The sequence below is a fragment of the Paenibacillus sp. FSL P2-0089 genome (assembly GCF_038595095.1).
GTDB lineage: Bacteria > Bacillota > Bacilli > Paenibacillales > Paenibacillaceae > Paenibacillus_AQ > Paenibacillus_AQ silagei.
Genome location: NZ_CP152006.1, coordinates 928,668 through 947,068 on the forward strand (window position 1 = coordinate 928,668; position 18,401 = coordinate 947,068).

Consider the following 18,401-nt stretch of genomic DNA (forward strand, 5'->3'; position numbering starts at 1 on the left):
TTATTCCCTTCCTGTAGACTCAAATATACAAGATATGATTCTGTCTATGAGAAAAATCTCATAGATTGTCGAAAAACAAGGGTGCTGTGATGAAGGGGGAATTGGCGTGAAGAACCGCCGGGCAAAACAGAGAATAAGGCTCTTGCTCCATTGGCTGTTGATTGTCAGTCTAATTGCGGGGCTGTGGAGTCCCGGACTTTGGCAGACAGGCCAGGCAAAGGCTGCGGCTGTGAACGGGACAGCCTCTGCTGCGAGCGATATTAACGGTCATTGGGCGGAGCTGCAACTAAGCGAATGGATAGGAGACGGGTATATCAAAGGCTTCCAGGATGGAAGCTTCCGGCCTGATCAGACTATCTCACGTATAGAGTTTGTGGCGTTAGTGAACCGCTTGTTTGCTTACCAGGGAACGGGAAAGATCAGTTTCAAGGATGTTCCCTCTGCGGCCTGGTTCGTCTCACAGGTGCAGGCAGCGGTCCAGGCCGGATATGTGAAGGGATTTCCTGACGGTACCTTCCAGCCGGACAAGCCGTTGTCACGGGTGGAGGCGGCCGTAATGCTCGCCAAGCTTACGCCTGTGCTGATGAAGGACGGCGAAGATCCGCTGAAGGTATTCAAGGATGCCGGCAGTATTCCGGGCTATGGCCGTGATGCGCTGGGTGCTGTGCTAAGTGCCGGTTACATGAAGGGTTTCCCGGATGGAACGATTGCAGCTTCACGGCAGCTTACACGGGCCGAAGCCGTTGTGCTGCTGGATCGTCTGAAGCAGCAGTCCGGCAGCCATGCAGAGGGAGGGATCATTCCTCCAGCGAAGACTCTGGAGACGGGCGGCACTTATGGTCCTGCTACAGGCTCGTTCACCGTTGCCGGTGATCTTACCCTGAATGCGCCGGGCATAACGCTGCGCAACGTTCAGGTTCAAGGAAATCTGCTCATCGGCTCCAAGGTTGGAGACGGAGAGATCTACCTTGAACAGGTGACGGTACAGGGCAGCACAAATATTCAAGGCGGCGGTGCCCATAGTGTACATATCAATCATTCGCAGCTCGGTGTTGTAACCGTGGATCGGGCGGACGGTCTGGTACGGGTTGTGGTCGGCGGGACAACGATCATCAGGCAGTTGAATGTCCAGTCCGATGCTAAGCTTGAGTCAGAGCAGAGCGGGACAGCTTCCGGCGGTATTGAGGGGGTTGTTATTTCAGGAGCGGGTGAAGTCACCCTGAGCGGGGACTTCAGCTCGGTGGAGATTAAGAGCAACGTCAAGGTTGTGGTCACCTCGGGGACCATAGGCCGCTTAAGCGTTGCCGGGGGAGTCAGCGCTTCGTCCATTACGCTGAACGAAGGCGTGAAGGTAAGTGATCTGGAGCTGCATGGCACAGCAAGTGTATCAGGCGCGGGAGAAATCGTGAAGGCACTGGTAGATGCTCCAAAAGTAGTGTTTGAACGTTCCCCCCGCAGCGTGGAAACTACGACACGCGGAGAGTATACGGTTACTGCTCCGGCTGCAAGCACGGCTCCTGCCGGAGCAGGTGGAGCGGGTGGAACTGGCGGAGGAAGTGGTGGTGGCGGTGGTGGCGGTGGCGGAAGCAACCCGACGACCCCGCCATCTCCAACATCTACTCCATCCCCAACACCTCAGCCAACCCTGCCGCCTGCAGAGCAGCCGCTTGAGGTGGCAGTTACTGCTGCGCTCGGTACTCCGAGCGGCTTCATGCTCAGCTTCAACAAGCCTGTTGCGAACCTGACAGCAGCAGAGCTCTCGCTGAAGGATGCAGCGGGACAGGCCATAGAGATATCCTTCATTGGCTCACTGAACGGGGGAAGCTCTTACCGGGTTGCCGCAGCCTTGAATGAGGGGGAGACCTACACTGTTACACTCTCCAAGGCAGGGTATGCCTTCGGCGCCCCGGTAACCTTAGTTATTCCGGTGACTACACCGGAGGATATTCGGGTGGCCACGGCGGTGCAGAATATCAGCGTAGCGGGCTTGGAGGTCCAGTTCGATCAGCCGGTAGCCGATTTGCTGCTGTCTGGCTTCACCCTGAAGCGCAGCGGGACGGGCGAAGCTGTCGCTATTCAAGAGGCTGCTGCCCATAACGGCGGAAGCTCTTACCAGCTGACAGCTGCCTTGCAGGAAGGGGCTACCTACTTGTTAAGCGTGACGAAGGCGGGCTACCACTTCGGCGGGGTTGTGTCCGTATTCGTTCCGGTCACGGACCCGGTAGTGATCTCGGTATCTGCTGAGGTCTACGGCATCACGGAGACGGGCTTCCAGGTATCCTTGAATCCACCGGTTGCGGGATTAACCCCAGCTCATTTCGCTTTGACAGCGGGGGATGGCAGCAGCATTCCGGTGGACGGAGCGGCCTCCGCAGAGGATGGCGGTGTATACACGATTACTGCAGGACTTGCCCCGGGCAGCACCTACACGCTTAGTATGGAACGGAGCGGCTATAGCTTCGGGACAGCGCTTGAAGTGACTGTACCAGCCGTAGGCAAGGTGAAGGTTGAACCTTCGATTGGCACCGTGCGTACTTACGGCTTTATCCTGTCCATGGATAAGACAGTGCCGGAGATAGATTCTCTGAGCCTGGTGCTGGAGAACGCGGCGGGCGGGCAGGTCAGTATCGATATGCTCAGTACAGTGGTTCCCGGCCAGCAATATGAAGTGTGGGCCAGCCTGGCCCCGAAGGATTCGTATACCCTTTCGCTTGATATGGACGGGTATGAGTTCACGGAACCGGCGGCTCTGGCGGTCCGGGCAGAGGAAGTTCCCTCTTCGGCAGGCTGGGTGACGCATAGCGGATTTGAGCTGCAGTTTGCGCAAGGTACGCCAGACTTCTCGGCAGGCGATATGACTCTGCAGGCTCCGGGCGGCGGGGCCGTAGCCGTGGATGAAGTCCAGCTTGGTCTGGACAGGAAATCTGCAGTGATAGCTGCGGATTTGCCCGCAGCAGGAAGTTATGCTTACCATGTCAATCTCTATGACGGACGGTTCATACAAGGGACCCTAGTTGTTCCTGAGACCGTGGAGATCAGTAAGTATACGACCTTCGACGGGTACCCCGGTGCTTATAGCGGCCTTACGGTTCACTTCGGGCGGGCGGTACCGGGGTTGACAGTCTCAGCCTTTGAGCTTAAGACTAGCAGCGGCGGGGCGGTTGTATTGGACTCGGCGGGCTCCAGTGACGGAGGCCGTACCTACAAGCTGCTTACTACGCAGATTAATGCCGGAGGCCCATTTGTACTTGGCATTACGGCTCCGGGCTACAGCTTCGGGAAGCCGGCCACACTGGTGAACGCGACTCTGAATGTGTGGGGCGCGGGGCGGAAGCCGACCCAATTCATGGCCGGACTGAATCCGCGCGTGCCGGATTTGACCGCTGAACATTTCAGGGCCACGGATCTGGCAGGCCATGAGGTTGCGATTACAGGTGTCACTTGGGATAACCAGCAGCGGATCTATGTAGTGGCTTTTGACGGAGAGGGCGGTCAGAGTTATTACGTATCGGTTCAGGCGGACGGGTATGACTTCGGCGCGCCGAAGAAAATTTATGTGTATGCCCAGAACACGGTAGTAGTTCCGACATACGGCGGCTTCACGCTGGTGATGTCACCTGCGATGAAGATCAATATGCAATACGGCTTTAAGTTAACCCGGGCCTTTGAAGGCACAGTGGTTCCTATCCAGAAGGTTGTCATGAATGACCCGGAAGGCGGAAGCTATCAGTTCTCAGCCGCCCTGACCCCGGGCTACTATAGTCTCGCGCTGGATGCAGATGTGGACCCGAATGTGGTCTCCTTTGCGGTTCCGCTAATTGCTACAGTCTCTGTCGATGAGATTGAGAACAGTGGGCTGCTTGCGACGCTCGATTATGCCGTGGATGGGCTGGGTGCAGGGAATTTCGTATTGTTGAACAACGATACAGGAGATCCCGTAGTGATATCCTCAGCAACAACGGCGGACCAGGGCGCAAGCTACCGGCTGTCGGCCCACCTGGCGGGAGGCAGCTATACTCTGAAGCTGACCGGGCATCTACCGGAAGCAGGGGTGAATTTCAAGGTTGCAGCGACCACAGACGCAGGGACAACCAGTGTCTCGAAGATCACGAGTGCGGGCTTCGAGCTTTCTTTTGCCAACCTGGTGCCGGGCCTGCTGCCTGATGACCTTACGATCACGGATGCGCAGAATAACAAGCTGAACGGAGTTACGTTAACCACGAGTGATAATGGCGGGACCTATCAAGTGCGGGTAACGCTTGCGGAGAATGCGGACTACACGATTGTGCTGAAGAAAGGGTACATCCTCTTCGACTCGCCGGTCACGTTCCATGTGAATAAGTGGATTGCCGCCAGCATAGCGGATGTAACGAAGGACGGGCAGTTCACCTTGAAGTTCGCTCCCGCGTTCCCGGAGATTGAGAATTATCTGGGGCTGTCGTTAACGGATGAAGCCGGCACGCTCTATTATCCGAATCTGTTCGAGTCGGCAGACGGCGGGGCGAGCTACCAGCTTCGAGTGCCGGGCAATCAGTTGAAGCCGGGTATGGCCTACATGGTCAAGCTGGACAAGGATGAATTCTCAATGAATCCAGTCTCCTTCCGGCTGCCGCCAACGCTGACAGTTATGGAGGCGACAACAGCAGGTGTGAAGGTGCAGCTGGATGCGCCGGTTCCGGGGCTGGCCCAGCGGCATTTTGTAATCCGAAATGCCGCTGGTGACAGCATTGCACTGACTTCAGCGGCAACAGCGGATGCAGGCGCTCACTACACCCTTGCCGGTACCTTTGCCGGAGGGCAAACGTATACGGTACAGTACAAGCCGGATGTAACTTATCAGGTGAATGAACCCGTAGCTTTTCCAATATCGAAAATCATTACGGCTGCGCTCAGCAATATAACGGTACTGGGGTTCAAGCTTCAATTCAGCTCCAAGGTTGCCGGATTGACCCCGCAGCAAGTGATCCTCCGTGATCCGAGCGGGAATCCAATCCCTGTGAATGAGTATTCACTCAAGACAACGGATCAGGGCCTAAGCTACCAGGTGACGCTGAATGCGGTGGCCGCGGGCAAGGGGTACACTCTGGATCTGGCGCGAGAGGACTTCCGGCTGGCTTCTCCGGTCTCCTTCGATATCTCGGCGTCGGCTGCCCTCCGGCTGGTGGGCACGGTGCTGAACAAGATTGTGGTGTCTGTCTCTCCGAATCTGCCGGATATGACCGAAGAGCATTTCGCGTTGTATGACAGCAAAGGCCGCAAGATCGCGATTACGGTGACTTCTCAAGGTCCGGCAAGCGCGATGTACAATATTGAAGGGAAATTCGACGCCTTCGAGACGTATACCCTGCAAGCCAAGTATCCCGGCTATCTGTTCGGGGCTCCGCTTACGGTGGGCTTCCAAGTAGGGGTGTATGCAATCATTCACAGCCAGTCGCGGAGCGGCTTCAAGCTCGTATTGAGCACGGAGGTGCCTGGTCTAAGCGCTGCGGATATTACCGTCACTGATAAAGAGGGAAATATCGCTGCAGTACAATCCCTCCAGGCTTCCACTGCTCCAGGGAGCTACAACGTGCTTGTTCCGCTGACCGGCGGCAAGACGTACACGGTGAAGATTGCTGCGAAGACGCCGTATGTTTTTGACAGCATTGACCCGTTCACCCTGAATGCGGCCGCGGCCACGGTGGATCAGCTCTCACTGACCGGCTTCAAGCTGAATCTGTCCTCACCGCTCAGTCTGGACCCCGGGAATCTTAGCCTGACGGATGACCAGGGCGAAACGGTTAACCTCCGTTCGATCCTTACCCGGGATGCGGGCCGGTCTTATGAGATTAGTGTCTATCTGAAGGCGGGCGTACAGTATAAGCTTGGCCTGCATGTGGCGGGATATGATCTGGGTACGGAGCTGCCATTGTCCATCCAGGCTGTAGCGGCTGCGTTAGAGGGGATGGAGACCGGGAACAATCAGGCGTTCACTGTACGCTTCGATCAGGCGATGCCAAGCCTGCTGCCGGGTGATTTCAACATCAAGCAAGGAGACAACGCTACAGTCTACCATCCTATGAAAATATCGACAGCGGACGGGGGATTCACTTATAAGGTAGAAGCGAGCTTCTGGGGAACAGAGCGTTACTCGCTGCGTATTGTCAAGCACGGGTATGACTTCGGCACCCCGATCTTCATTGACGTTCCGGCTATGATAAGCGCGGCAGTGTTGAGAATAGGAGCGGACTACGTGGAGATCGGACTGAATCCCGGTGTCTTTGGAATGAGTGCCGCTGATTTCACGGTGAAGGATAGCGCAGGGCAAGTGTTGCCTGTGTCCTCTGCGGTGACGGACGACCATGGCTTGACTTACCGCCTGAAGGCAGCATTTGCCGGAGGCCAGACCTATACGATTGCGCTGCAACAGACGGGTCATGACTTCGGGGAAGTCTTGTCGGCTACGCTGCCGAGTGTGATTGCAAGTGAGGTTGGTCCTGTTAACGGGCAAGGCGTGAGTGTTCTCCTGAACCCGGCTGTTGGCGGGCTTAAGGCTGGCAGCTTCAAGCTGGTGGATGCTGCCGGGCAGGCCGCTCCGGTTACAGCTGTTAAGGAACTGAACGGGGGAGCCGGTTATACATTGTCCGCTAATCTGGCGGCTGGTGCGGTCTATACACTGATTGTGACCGGGACAGGCTATGACTTTGGGGCAGCTCTTACGGTGAAGGTGCCGGTACAAGTTGCACTCAGCTATGACAAAATTCAGAATGACGGGCTGACGGTGAAGCTGGACCCGGCTATTCCGGGACTTAGCGCAGCCAGCTTCATCTTGAAGGATGCGGAGGGCAATCAGAGCGTTGTGTCTGCGGCAACCACCTCAGATGGAGGTGCGACCTACGCCATACGGGCGGCGCTGCAATACGGGGCCACCTACAGTCTGAATATAGCGGTAGCCGGTTATGATTTCGGCACGGTGCTGCCGTTCACGGTACTGCAGCCTGTCGCCAAATCCATCGAGGCGCTGTCAAAGAACGGGTTCACCCTGCGGCTGCAAGCCGCAGTCCCGGATTTGAAGGTCAGCCACATTCTGCTAAAGGACAGCAGCGGCGAGGCTGTTGCGCTAGATTCCCTGGTGACGGCGGACGGCGGGCTGACGTATCAAGCGGCGGCGAAGCTGACGGAAGGGGCGGCGTACCGGCTGGCGCTGACAGCTCAGGGGTATGATTTTGGCCCGTCGGTTCATGTGGATGTTCTTCCAATGCTGCAATTGACAGCGAGCAGCATTAATACCTCCGGCTTCAGTCTGCATCTGAGCACGGCCGTGCCTGACCTGAATCTGTCCTCCGTGCATCTCAGTGGACCCGGCGGGCAGAGTGTAACCCTCACTGCAAGCTCATTCTATGATGCTAATCCGGGTACAGCCGAAGCGGGCAAAATCTATCTGGTGCGTGTGCCTATAGCCGCCGGTCAAACGTATACGCTGATGGTGCAAGATCCGTCCCACCCGGTAGAAGGGCCGCTCGAAGTGGTGCTGCCAGTTGCGGTTACGAGCCAGGTCACCCGTGCGGATGCCGGCGGAATAAGTGTGCTGCTGGGCCGCAAGGGAATTGATGTGCAGCCTGAGGATGTGGAGCTTCTTACGGCGGCAGGCGATAGGATCAAGGTGACGGGGACCGCTGCGGGAACAGACGCAGGTACCTACATCATTCAAACCCAGCTTGCCGAAGGCAGTACGTATTCGCTGACTCTGAAGAAGGCGGGGTATGACTTTGGGGCAGCGGTTAAGGTGTATGTGGCTTACCGTGTCACTTCAAGTATCACAGGTGTGAATGAGAATGGCTTCACTGTAAGCTTCAGTACACCGGTTCAAGGTGTACAGTTCAGCTTGCAGGATGCCGGCAACAACCAGGCAACACTGGGTCCGGTATCCACTGCAGACTTCGGACAGACGTACAAGGTGGCAGCGAACCTGGCTTACAATAAGGAATTCAAGCTGCGGCTGGATGCAGCGGGGTATGATCTCGGTGCGGAGCTGACGGTGAATAATGTAAGCACGCCGCCGCTCCTGATAGATGCGACCTCTTCGGAGAATGGGACCCAGGTTATCCTTACGTTTGACAAGCCGCTGGCCAGCGTGATTTCAAGCGGGTCCTTCTCCGTCAAGATCGATGGTCAATGGCAAAGCTCCGTGACTGCGGCACTCGGGGCAGATCCGGCGCAGATCCTCTTGAGCTGGAACAGCAGCGGCCGGGTGATTGGTTCAGCCTCCGCGGTATCGGTGGCTTACACAGGGGTGAACCGGGTAAAGGCGGTCAATCAGACGTATCTGGCTGTCTTTGACGAATTGCCGGTGGCTAATGTGGCGACCCTGCTCGGGTTCGTCTCCAGCTATGCTTATAAGAATGATGCGGCCTACCCGGCTCAAATTCTTCAGACGCAATATGGCAAGACGGCGCTGGAGACGGCGGTACTTCTGCGGGACGGCGGCTTCAAGGCAGCGAATCTGTACCGTGCGGTGCTGGTCGAGTACGGGATGATCACTTCAGAAATCACTCCTATCCTGCATGCAATGCACGCGGATGCGTCAGCGCTCTATGATGCTTACAATTCGCTGAAGCGGCCTACTTCTAAATATGATGGATTGATTGTCCCAGAGTTTCTCTCGGCAGGCTATTCGATCAGTGAGATTGCTCCAGTGCTCCAGCGATTCGGTCTGCTCAGCAAAGACATCCTGGGATATCTGAAGCGCTACAATGTATCCGTTACAGAAGCGGCGAAGGTCCTAAAGGATAACTGGAATGAAACAAGCGGCAATACCGTACAGTTACTCCGGTTGACAGGTTATGACAGCCTCGGGATTGCCGGAGCTGTCCAGAGTGCATATGGTCTGAGCCATGCACAGGCCGTGTCCGCCATGGCCGAAGGCAAGCAACCGGCAACGGAATCGGCAGCGGTCATCAAGGAGCTGTACTCGGGCGATGCCGTTACCAGTGCGACTTGGCTGTCCCAAGCGGGATATTCGGCGGCGGATGTGAGCAAGGCGATTGCAGAGCAATACAGCTTTGCTGGCGGGGCAGAAATGCTGCGGGCCTTCATGGGCGCCGGCTTCCCGGCGGCGTATACGTATTCTCTGCTGCGCCGTGAATATTCGCAGCAGGATGCGGCGACAGAGCTGCTGAACGCGAAGGTGTCTGCACGGGAAGTGGCCGAAGCGGTTAAATCGGCCGGAGATGGTGCCTCCGTGATCATTAGCGCCTTAATGGCCAAGCACTATGAGGTGCAGGAAATTGCCATCATCGTGAATGATTTATGGGTGTCGGCAGGTGTCACTTTAAGCGAGGTACTCGCTCAATTCGCCGCCAGCGGGTATCAGGCTTCAGAACAGGCCGCGCTGTTGCGTGAACAGTTCGGTGCAGAACTCCCGGCAGCGATTGCGGCTCTCTCTCCAGGGCTTACCCAATCCCAGCGGGAGCATATCCTGAAATATCTTCTGGACGGGGGATATGATCCGGTTCAGCTGGCGGACTATTATCTGAAGCAGGGCAGCAATTCCTATGAACTGTTCAGACAGTTCAGGCTGGCGGGCAAAACGCCGGTACAATCGCTGCAGACTATGTATGATGCTTACAGACAAGCGGGAACAGCGCTCACGCTGAGCGGTGCAATGGATCTGTTCTACCATGATTACAACAACCGTTATGAAGCAGCCGATGTTCTGACGGCGCTGCGTACTGTGTTCTCCCAGGATGCAGATGAGAAGGCGGATGCTACCGCGATAGCGGCAGCCATGAGTAATTCCAGGCTGTGGGATAAGGTTGAGATTGCAGGGCCGCTTATCCGGCAGATGGGCCTCACGATGCAGGATTGGGTGGAGCTGGAGCGCACCGAGGCCTTTTCCCGATTTGGCTGCGCCTGTGATGTGCGGACGGTGGTGAAGGATACCCAGTATTTATTCGCTGGTGCGACGCTGCCGGATATCACTGTTGCCATGAGCTTATCCAGCCGGTATACCTTGAATATGATCGTGGAAGGAACGATTAATCTCTACCCTACAGGGGGTGTCAGAGCGAAGGGAATGCCTTACCTGATCTCTGCGCTGAAAAATGCGGGGTATTCCTTTGAAGAGGTCGCTGCTGAATTCGACAGTCAGGGGTGGAGTGAATGGGTGGCCGCTTTCAGCACATACGGAATTGCAGCAAATGATGTGACTGCCTATCTGGTTACAAAAGGTCTTACCATGAGCCAGGTCATTGACCGGCTGGCTCCGTATCCGCTGAAGGACCGGGCGCTGGTGCTGCGCGAAGCCTACGGGCTGGATAGCCCTGCTGCGATGGCACTGCTCCTCCAGCAGACGAACGAGGATCAGGAGGATATCGGCCGGGCGGCGGCCTGGGCCTACGGCAGCGATCCAATCGCGCTGTGGATTCAGACGCTGCGGGCACAAGGGGCTACAGCTGCCTCCGTGATTAACACGCTTGCTGCGCGTTACCCTGCCTACTGGCAGTCGGACAAGGTGGGTCCGGCCCTGATTCAGGGCGGATTCAGCCAGGACGAGGTCATGCGGGGGCTGCTGATCCATGCCGGAGTGCGGGGCAACCTGCAGGCGACGCTTGCGCTGCTGCAGTCGCTCTATAGCCAGCAGCAGATTACCATTGCCCAGCTCCTGAGCGCTGCCAAGCTCGTATCGCCGGAGGACGGGCTGGAATTTCTGCAGAAGGGCGGCTACAAGCTGCCGGATATGGCCCGCGCACTCAAGGATTATTACGGGCTTACGGCCGGAGAAGCGGCCAAGCTGCTTACCGCCGCTTATCCGAATGATCAGAGTCTTATTCTATCCGGGCTTGCTTCCGTATACGGACAGACGCTCGGAAGTACGATAGCAGAAGCACTGCAGGAGCAGGGAATTACTGAAGTAAGCGCAGCTGTTGAATATCTGTGGAATGCGGGATTTGCGCCTAGAGATATTGCCAGCTCAGCCAAAGACGCCTTCCATCAGGAAGCAGGTCAGACGGCGCTGCTCTTCGTGCAGAAGAATATTCTGGCTGACAGGAATGTGCTGGTAACGACCCTTGCCGCAGTCTATGGACAATCTGTTGAACAAGTGATTCATGCACTGCTTGTCCGGCAGGGATCCCCCTCCTTCGAGGAAGCCATTGCCTTTGTGTTCCAGGCCCGGTTCAGTCTGGCGAACAGCATCAGGCTGGCCAAGACAGAATACGGATTATCTGCGGGAACAGCCTTGCAGCTGCTCACAGATTCCCGGCTATACCGCCAGGAGGATATCCTTGCGGGAGTGACGGATATCTACCGGACCTCGCAGCGTGAGAGTATCGTGGATTCACTGGCAGCCAGCGGGCTGGTCACCCTGGAATCTGCTGTATCCTTCCTGCGCAACATGAAGTTCGATCTGAACGGGATCGTCCGGGTGGGCAAGGAGCATTACCGGTTAACGGCCGGAGAGACTGCCGCCGCTCTGACCGTCGAGGGATCTTATGGTGATGAGGACATACAGAATTCGGTGTCCTATGTATACGGGCAGAATCTGACGCAGACCCGGCTGGATACGCTGAATGCGCTGGGGATCACCGTGTTCGCCGATGCTGTGCCGGAGCTGAGAAGCGCCGGATTTGCAATCACCGACCTGGTGCTTGCAGGCAAGACGCACTACAATCTTAGCGCCGGAGAGACGACTTACAGCCTGCTGCAATCCGGTGGCTATCCGGTGGCTGACATTCTGGCTGCTGTGGCGGAATACTACGGGAAACCGGTGAATGAGAGCGTGGAGGAGCTGCTGAACCGCAGCGGCATTGCCTCCATCCAGGATGCAGCGCCATATCTTCGTTCGCTGGGCTACACGCTGCAGGATGTGATCGAAGTATCCAAGAGCTATTATGGAAATTCGCTACAGGCTACTCGGGATGCTTTGCTGTCGCTCCAATTGGAAGACGCCAGCATTATAGAATGGACGGTGCGGCAGGTCTACGGGTCAGCTGTGGAGGAAGGCACTACGGCTGCAACGCCTCAATCTATCCTGCAGGAAGCCGGAATTACAGGAGAGCAAGCGGCCATTGCCTATCTATGGACTGCGGGCTACCCGCTCCAGGATATTGTCAAAATGCTCAAAGAGTATAACGGCCAATCTGCGGCGGCTGCCGCAGCGCTGCTGATTGCAGACGGATCATTCAGTGCTTCAGCAGTTCTGAGCAGCATCAGCGCCATTTATGGGACCACGTATGATGCCGCCACAATGGAGTTCTTCAGAGCGCAGGGTATTTTCACAGATGCCCCGCAAGCGGCGCAGGTCTTGAGCACAAGCGGCTACCGGATGGCGTATATCGCTGAACTTTTGAAGAAGAGCTATGGCAAGACAGAGGCGGAGGCGAAGGCCCTCCTGAACGGACTGGGCATTTACAAGGCGGATGCGGTACAGAAGACAGTGGCTGAGGTGTATTTTGCAGTGGGCACATCCTCTGGAACTCTTCAGCAATTGCTTGATCTGTATGGAATCACGGGTGCAGAAGCTGCTGTAAGCCTGCTCTATAAGCAAGGTACAGCGATACAGGATATCCTCCAGTATTTGAAGGATGCTTATAACTTGGGTGCCGATGAAGCAACTGCCCTGCTGGCAGTGCATGTCAAAGGTCCTGAGCTTGGTCTGGCCGTCACTACGGTGTATTACAGCAGCACGAATATCGGCTACCTCGCGAAGCTGATTCCGGTAACCTCTATGGGCAGCCCGGGAACGGTGGCGAACTATATGAAGGCGAAATTCAGGGATACCGATATCGTGCTTGCGCTGAGGGTGATGTTCAATCTGGACGCTCTGGGAGTGCTGGATGCAATCACTAATGCGGTGATGCCTGCAGAGCGTGTCCGGGCAGCAGTGACCGAAGTATTCGGAGCTGATCCGCTCTATGCTTATCTGAAGCGTATGAAGGACAGGGGAGCGAATGCCAATGATGTGGCTGCCGAGCTGGATCTGCGGGGACTGCTTGAGCTGGCACAGTCCGGCTACCTGGTGGATACGCTGAGGAGCCTGGGGTACGACAACGCCAGCATTCTGAAGATGCGCTACAATTACTTCAACGAGACACGCAAGAATGCAGGCTCGGAAGAGGAGCAGGGAAAGCAGCTGGTGCAGTTCGGCGTGAATACGCCAGCCGCCATCGTTCAATATTTGCGCAAGTGGAGTCTGGCCCCTTACAAGGTTCTTAAGATCGTAAGAGCGGGATTGCCGAATGCGCCAATCGCGGAGATTGCCCTTGCCATGCGTGAACAGGGCTACGATGGTGAAGCTATCATGGGAGGCCTTGATATCATTGGAGAAGGCGGGGATAGCATTGCTGCGATTCTCAGAAAGCTTGGACTTCCGGTAGTGCGGGCGCTGGTCTTCTTGGGCAAAAGCTGGTCCGTGGACGAGCAGCTGCAATGGCTGATCCGCAATGGCTATACGCCAAGCGAATACATTGCTTATCGGAATGTGCAGACCGATAATACCATTGCGATTCTGCGGCAGCAGCTCGGCTTGTCCGCGAACGATATTGCCAAGCTGCTGATTCAGTACAAGGGCAGTCTGGGCCATTATTATATAGCCAAAGTGCTGTACGATGGAGGTTTTACACAGGTCAGAGAGGTGGCAGGTGCTCTGATCTCGATCAATTATCAGCCGGTCTGGCTGCTGGAATTGCTGGTGGGGATTGGCGGCTGGACAATGGATGATATCGCCCAGGGGATGCTGGATTCCGGTCTGATCTCACTCGTGGATCTGGGCACTGCAATTCAGATGGCCACGGGCGGCGTGCTCAAGGAGACCTACCGTATTCTCAAAAAGGTGTCCACCGCCAAACAGCGTGAATTCTATGACAGTCTGAGCAGCGTGGAGCGCAGGCTGCTGGATAACAATGAAATTGCTATGATTGTAGTTGTGTCCGCCATGCGTAACGGAAGGATCAGTATCGCCGATGTTACCAATCAGCTGAAGGTGACGGAAGGGATTGAACCGGAGGATGCACTGAAGGTGCTGATTGTATCCGGAGCCAACGTGCTGGATTCGGCTGGGGCCGTATGGGATGTCTACCGCGATTATATCGGGGCGAAGATTGTGCTTAAGATGTTCGAAAAGGCGGCAGGCCAGTATATCTCGGACTTTAAAAATTACTATACGCTGGTAATGACGTTATCCAAGATTATCTACAAAGTATCCAAGTAAGAAATGAGGCTACAGCGAAGGCCGGTCCACATAAGGACTGGCCTTTGCCGGTAACCTGTTATGGAAAATCAAGGCGTGGACACCCCGCCCCGGAAGGTGCTATCCTAACTTAATAGAATTTGTTATTAAGGGAGACGCAGCCGTGGAAAGTAGGCACTGGATGTCGATTATGCTTTTTATTGCAGCAGCACTGATGCTGTTTGTGTCGTTCCTGTCGTACCAGAAAAGACATCTGCCTGTTGCCAGAACGATGATTCTGATTATGCTGACAGCAGCCTTCTACGCCTTCGGCTATGGTCTTGAGCTGCTTAGCGGGAACTTAAGCCAGGTGAAGCTGGCGCTGCACATTCAATATCTGGGTATTCCTTTTGTCTCCACCTTATGGCTGGTACAAGCGATTCAATTCACCGGAGCCGCTGCGCGCTTCCGCAAGCGACTGATCGCCCTGCTGTTCCTGATCCCCGCCGTCATCTTCATCCTGCAGCTCACCAATGACTGGCATCATCTAATCTACCGGGATTTTCTGCTGAATACGGACCCTTCGGTCTCCTTGTATTACACCGTCAAGGGGCTGTGGTATAACATCCATGCTGCGTATAATTATCTGGTGCTGCTTGGCGGGATTGCGCTGTTCATATCCATGTTTGTGCGGGCGCTGCCGATTGTACGCAAACAGATTGCTGTTCTGCTTCTGGGTGCGGTTGCGCCTATGCTGCTCAATCTGTTTCTGTGGACCGGAACCCGGATAGATCTCACGCCGTTCGGATTTGCAGTGTCGGGCATCGCCTACGCCTGGGGCATCCTCAGATTCAACCTGCTCCGCCTGACTCCGCTGGCGATGGCGCAGGTGTTCGAGACGATCCGGGACGGTGTCCTTCTGTTCGATTATGAGAACCAGATCGTCAGCTACAACCGTGCCGCAGAGAAGATGTTTCCCGAGCTTGGGAGCAGGAGGCGCTACCCGGCGGATATGACGGAGGTGCTTGCCGGCAGCGGGGAGCTGCTTGAACGTCTCAGGGGCTTAAGCGATGAGGACGAGCGGTTTGCCTACGAGCGGCTTCAGGCCGGAAGACGCCTGTACTATAATTGCAGTCTGTCCTTCATTCATGATACAGGCAGCACCCCTATCGGCAAAATCCTCTTGTTCAGCGACATTACGGAGCTGAAGGAGAGCGAGGTCCGGCTGCGCGAGAATGCCCGGCAGCTATCCGAGCTGAATGCCTTCAAGGACAAGCTGTTCACCATTGTGGCCCATGATATCCGCGATCCGGTAGCACTGCTGGTCAGCCTGACAGAGCTGCTGGGCGACGAGCTGACGGCTGCGGATGCTGAGCACGCGGAGGTGGTGCGTGAGATCAAAGGGCAGGTCCGTAATACATTCCAGCTCGTTGATAATCTGCTGGACTGGTACCGCAGCCAGAAGGGAAAGGTCTCCTTCCATCCGCAGGCCTGGAGTGTACAGCAGGTGGTCCGGCAGGCCCTGATGCTGGCGGGTACGAAGGCCGGGATGAAACAGATCCGCCTGACGGAGCGTATCGGCAGCGAACTGACCGTCCGGGCGGATAAAGAGATGCTGGATCTGATCCTGCGTAATCTGCTCTCTAACGCAATCAAATTCACGGGAATAGGCGGCTCTATTGAGGTTGATGCCGTGCTTGAAGAGGAGAAGGTTATCTTGTCTGTGCGAGATGACGGGATTGGTATTGATGAAGCGACCGCAGACATGCTGCGCCTGGAGGAGCCGATTCTGAAGGCGCCACTGGGGGAGGAGTCAGGAGATGCCCGCTTCGGCCTGGCGCTCGCGCGTGAATTCGTGCGCATCCATGGCGGGAGCCTGTGGTTTGAGAGCAAGCCGGGAAGTGGAACGATCTTCTACTTCACGTTGCCGGGATCGGCAGGAGGAGAACGGATGGAGTAACGGGGCAGCGGGAGGGAGGAGATATACAAATGAAGGTTATACTGGTCGATGATGAACGGATGATGCATCTGATTCTTAGCACTATGCTGCTTAAGCTGCCGGAAGTCGAGCTTGCGGGTACGTTCACAGATACGAAGCCGGCTGCTGCCTTTCTGGAGGAGCACCCGGATGTGGAGCTTGCTTTCGTAGACCTCTCTATGCCGGGAGAGGGCGGTATGGCCTTTGCAGCCAGGCTGGCGGCTGCCGGTTCTCCAGTGCAAATTGTGTTCGTGACCTCACATAAGGAATTTGCCCTGGAGGCTTACGACTTGTCCGTGCTGGACTATCTGGTCAAGCCGGTCTCCCAGGAGCGGCTTGCGCGTACGGTGAACCGGGTGCTTACCCAGCGGCGGGCTGCTCCGGCACGGCTCTCCCCTCTGCCGGAGGTGCAGGCTCCGGCCGGTTCCGGCCGGGTAAGGCTCACGATGCTCGGGGATGTTGCCGTGAGCAGTGGGGCAGGCCGGGTCAAATGGACCTCCCGTAAATGTGCTGAGCTGTTTGCCTATCTGCTGCTGCTCCGGGGAAAGCGTGTCCCCCGTTCCAGGCTGGTTGCGGATATCTTCGGCGGCATGCATAAGGCCAATGCGGAGAGTTATCTTAACACTACCGTCTATCAACTGCGCAAATCTCTGGAGCCGCTGGGTCTGCGTGAAGCGATCCGCTCGGAGAACGACGGGTACGCGCTTGAGCTTCAGGTGCCGGTTATCGACTATCTGGAATTTGAACAGGAGGCAGCCGCCTTGCACACCATAGAACCCCCGGATATAGAGCGGGCTATGCGTATCGAGCAGCTCTATACAGGAGAGCTGTTCGGCGACAAGGCTTATGTGTGGGCCATCCATGAGACGGAGCGTTATGCGGAATTGTATGCCTCCTTCGTCAAACGGCTGGCCGCAGCGCTCATTGCCAGCCGGGATTCCACTGCGGCCTCCAAGCTGCTGCTGAAGCTGAACAAGCGAAATCCGCTCGATGAATCGGTGATCCGCCAGCTGATGGCCGTGCACGAGCTGGCCGGAGACAAAAAAGGTCTCAATGCCGTCTACACAGACTACGTGCGGCTGCTAAGCCGCGAGCTTGGCATCAAGCCCTCCGGCGACCTGATCTACCTCTATGATTCCCTGGTCCGGCGGATCTCGGAACTCAAATAATCTTTGTTTCAGCCTTCTCCGGAGGGCCCGGATTACGGGTCCTCCGGTTTTTTTTGCTGATCAACCCAATCAGAATGGCTATTGCTAGAGTAGATTACCTTGAGGGTGATTCTGTTAGAGTGGCGGCAAGGAATTTCGCCAAAAATGTGGACAGGGGTAAAGGCGCGAATCCGTTCCGATTACATTAGGAAATGGGGGGATACAGATGGATTTCAGTGCATTGACTGGCCTTTTCGTAGATAACAACGGTTCAGTCGTGCTGAATGTTCTGTTATCTACTGCCTTGATCTGGAGTGTTAAGCAAATTGCGAATAAAGAGAAAGTGATTCAGAATTATCAGAAACGCGATGAGGAGAATGAGAAGCAGCTTAGCGAATATAACCGTACGCTCGTGAAGCTGCTGATTGAGAGAGGAACCGCAGAGAGAAAACCTAATGATGAGGAGGTCGTCAACAAGTGAAGCTCCTCGATATCTTTCGCAAGCACGAGCTGAAGCCCAGCCGGGTCAAACGGGAAATTGAGACCCTGGGCCAAATTCAGGAGGCGTATGAATCCAATGATCTAGAGAGGCTTATTGATCTGCACCGCACTGGCTTAGGTAGAAGGGGAGATGATCTGCATGGACATTATTGACTTGGTACTGATTACACTGGAACTGATCGCCTTGATCGCTTTTACCGCATATGTTATCCGTTACAGCAAATATTTCATCGGACGGGGGCCTATGCGCACCTATAATTTGTACCTCCGCAGTGTATGGGTAACTTATGGGGCAGTAGCGCTACTGTGTCTCAATCTGCTGTGGGGAAGGCTGAACATTATTCTTGGGCTGAATCTGTCCGGCAGCTTATCCGATATCCTGCGGGAGTATGTGCTGGTGCTGACGCTTGTCATGCTTGTATTCGCAGGCTTGATGCACAAGGAGTTATGGGACAGCAACCATAGGCACAAGACCCGCCGTGAGCGCAAGAAACTGAAATAGCAGGCCCCATTCCCCATCATTCCCCATCATTCCCCCTCGGACACCCGTCCTCCGCCACGTTCATCTCTCTCAATATGAAAAAGCACCAGCTCCAGCTGAAACAGCTGTCTCTAACCATCACCCTGA

At 55.8% G+C, this 18,401-nt stretch carries 6 protein-coding genes; all 6 read left to right on the forward strand.

Features of this window, described 5'->3' with window-relative positions; all coding sequences use genetic code 11:
* Window positions 1–106 precede the first annotated feature (106 nt).
* The 6 genes from NST69_RS03740 (at window position 107) to NST69_RS03765 (ending at window position 18,275) form a co-directional block, all read left to right on the forward strand.
* Entirely contained in the window at window positions 107–14,188 is a 14,082-nt protein-coding gene (locus NST69_RS03740; protein ID WP_342548524.1) for an S-layer homology domain-containing protein, read from the forward strand.
* Between the two features lie 142 nt (window positions 14,189–14,330).
* A complete protein-coding gene (locus tag NST69_RS03745) occupies window positions 14,331–16,106 on the forward strand; it encodes a histidine kinase N-terminal 7TM domain-containing protein (RefSeq protein ID WP_342548525.1) in 1,776 nt (591 codons plus the stop codon).
* A gap of 29 nt (window positions 16,107–16,135) precedes the next feature.
* Window positions 16,136–17,293 carry a response regulator gene (locus NST69_RS03750; RefSeq protein ID WP_342548527.1) on the forward strand — a complete coding sequence of 386 codons (1,158 nt, stop codon included), beginning with the start codon at window positions 16,136–16,138 and terminating at the stop codon, window positions 17,291–17,293.
* A 205-nt stretch (window positions 17,294–17,498) separates the two neighbouring features.
* Window positions 17,499–17,753: a hypothetical protein gene (locus NST69_RS03755; protein WP_036723207.1), complete on the forward strand. Its 255-nt coding sequence runs from the start codon at window positions 17,499–17,501 to the stop codon at window positions 17,751–17,753.
* Window positions 17,750–17,926 (forward strand): hypothetical protein, encoded by a 177-nt coding sequence (locus tag NST69_RS03760; protein ID WP_155991288.1) that lies wholly within the window; start codon window positions 17,750–17,752, stop codon window positions 17,924–17,926. Before NST69_RS03755 ends, NST69_RS03760 begins: the two co-directional genes overlap by 4 nt.
* The gene (locus NST69_RS03765) at window positions 17,913–18,275 is read left to right on the forward strand and encodes a hypothetical protein (protein WP_339312976.1); all 363 of its coding nucleotides are present in this window, start codon (window positions 17,913–17,915) and stop codon (window positions 18,273–18,275) included. The genes NST69_RS03760 and NST69_RS03765 overlap by 14 nt, the downstream gene beginning before the upstream one ends.
* The last annotated feature ends 126 nt before the right edge of the window (window positions 18,276–18,401 follow it).

Excerpts from the sequence above, each read along its gene's own strand:
- NST69_RS03750 (WP_342548527.1), top strand. The coding sequence starts at position 16,136 with ATGAAGGTTATACTGGTCGATGATGAACGGATGATGCATCTGATTCTT.
- NST69_RS03755 (WP_036723207.1), top strand. The coding sequence starts at position 17,499 with ATGGATTTCAGTGCATTGACTGGCCTTTTCGTAGATAACAACGGTTCA.
- NST69_RS03765 (WP_339312976.1), top strand. The coding sequence starts at position 17,913 with ATGGACATTATTGACTTGGTACTGATTACACTGGAACTGATCGCCTTG.